A 2,510-nucleotide genomic window follows, 5' to 3' on the forward strand; every position below is an offset into this window, starting at 1 on the left:
ATAAAAACTAATGATAACAAAACAGCGAATGCTAAGCTGATTAAGAAATAAATTATGAAGAAGACAAAATTTTATAAAAAGCAAAGAATAGCAACATCAGCACTTTTGAGTCTGTCTGTATCATTTTACTTAGGTCAGAACGTTCCTGTTATTAAAACCCCTCAAACATATAGTATAGAAAAGTTTGGAAATATTCCCGTGAGTTTAAACACAGGAAATGTTTCGTATGATATCAATCTATTCAACTATGGAGATCTATATAATGGCGAGGGTTATAATATAGGATTACGGTATTTTGGAAACGGATTTGTTCCATCAAAAAAATCAAATTACGTGGGACTGGACTGGTCTCTTGATATTGGAGGAGCTATTAGTAGAGAAGTAAGAGGTGTAGCAGATGACTTTTTCTCTGAGTGGACAAGGACTGTTGGACCCTATGGTTATCATGAAGCTATGAAAAACTGCGGAAGACCTAACAGTGAGATCTATAACTATAACTATCCGGCATTTCAGGTTGGCAACGGAGGAGTATGGATAAAATGCGGAGACCGCTCATTTGAGCTTGAACCTGATAAATTCAGCTTCAATTTCATGGGACACAGTGGCTATTTTTTTATTGGGAATGACTTAAAGCCTATCATTGTTTCTGAAGATAAAAACCTTAAAATCGATATTTCCCAGCTTTCTTCAAGACAGCCGCTTGATGCGAATCTTTCTAATGGTTCAAAATGTGTCACGAGATACACTCAAATAATTATTACCGATGGCAAAGGTATCAAATATTATTTTGGGGGAGATTATGAAAATCTTGAGATATCCTATAATTTAGTAGAATCTACAAATGAGAATAAATTTACAATAACAGCCTGGAATCTTTATAAGATTGAGTATCCAAACTCTAATATCCTGGAAATAAAATACCGTTCTATTAAACCAACTTTTGCAGATAGACAGTTTTGTATGGGAAGAGACAATCTGTCAGCATATACAGAGGAACCTTTCCTGTTGCTCTTTGATGAGCATACGGTCTATAAGCAGTATGTAGAGAGCGCAAACCTTAACTACAGTACAGCTTCTCCTACGGTAATTTTTGATGGAACTATTTATTGGGGTAACGGTACTTCCTATGTTGACGGAGACCAGAGTAAAACCTATGCTACCAAGAAAAGCCTGCCGGAAACAATCCTTTTGAATGGAAAAAAAGTGGTGAATTTCGATTTTGAAAGATATGAAAGATATCGAGATGGCTCATTACCTTCACTGAGACTTAAGAACATCACTTTTTATGATGATTTGGGTATGAATATCCTGAAGGAAGTAAATATGAGTTATTACAGAAATCAGGATTCTTTCTTTTTAGACCATCTGAAAATGTTTAAAAAAGATGCTCAATCAACAGACTACCTTCAGCATTATAGCTTTGACTACTATAATAAAGAGACTTTGCCTGAAGAGGTTATTACTCCTGGTCTGATTGACTATTGGGGGTATTATAATGCTTTTCCAAGATATAAATTGATTCCGAACTTTAATATCAATAAAAATACAGGAGATCTGGTGATAACAGATTCCAAGCGTGATGCGAATCCTGCTTTGGCTTCCATGTCCTTACTTAAATCAATTACTTATCCTACTGGTGGTAGGAGCGAGTTTATTTATGAACCTCACAACTACAGTGAAAAAATAGATAGGAATTCTTCTTCACAATTTAAAAATACAGTAATTCCATCAGTTGGTATGGTAGGTGGTGGTCGTATTCAAAAGATCATTAACTACAACAATAATGGAAATCAGATAGGATCCAAGGAGTTTAAATATATAAGCAATTATACCCCCAATGGCAGTAATACGAAATCCAGCGGTATTCTGTCTAATTATTATCTGAATATTTCATATTTGAAAACTCAAACGGCATATAGTAACTATGAACAATTAAATGCCTATTCGGATAATTTTATTGAAACTACCATGAACTCTGCTCCTGTATTATATTCTGAGGTCACTGAAATAGACAATAATAAAGGGTATACCAAAAGTTATTTTACGGATCAGAAGAGCCATCCTGACAGCCCGCTTTTTAAAGAGATTGAAAATGATATATCAATCAATAATAAGTATTATTCACCTCCAAATATTGGAAACATTAATCTTCCTTACCGATCCAATAATTATAAAAGAGGTAAATTATTTAAGCAGGAGATTTATGATCAGAATTTCAGAAAACTTCAGGTTTCTACAACAGATTTTATAGATATTACAGAGGATAAGCCGGGTAATTATGTTACCTATGTGACAGACAATTTACGTTCAAAGTATTTCTTTAAAATGTTTGGTGGAATGTTTGTACCCAAGAAAATGGAAACTGTAGAAATGTTCAATGCAGCTAACCTAAAAACAACATCAGAATTATTCTATGAAGGGAATTCACATTCTAATCTTACCAGAAAGACGATAACCTTCCCTGATAATAAGGTTAATACAACCACTATGAACTATGCTTTTGAAAAAGG

At 34.0% G+C, this 2,510-nt stretch carries 1 protein-coding gene; it reads left to right on the forward strand.

Going from position 1 to position 2,510, the window contains the following annotated elements:
- Positions 1-54: 54 nt before the first annotated feature.
- On the forward strand, positions 55-2,510 hold a 2,456-nt coding region (locus AC5YGG_RS20815; RefSeq protein WP_496146351.1), incomplete at its 3' end, for a hypothetical protein.

The organism is Chryseobacterium sp. CS2K3 (genome assembly GCF_059515185.1).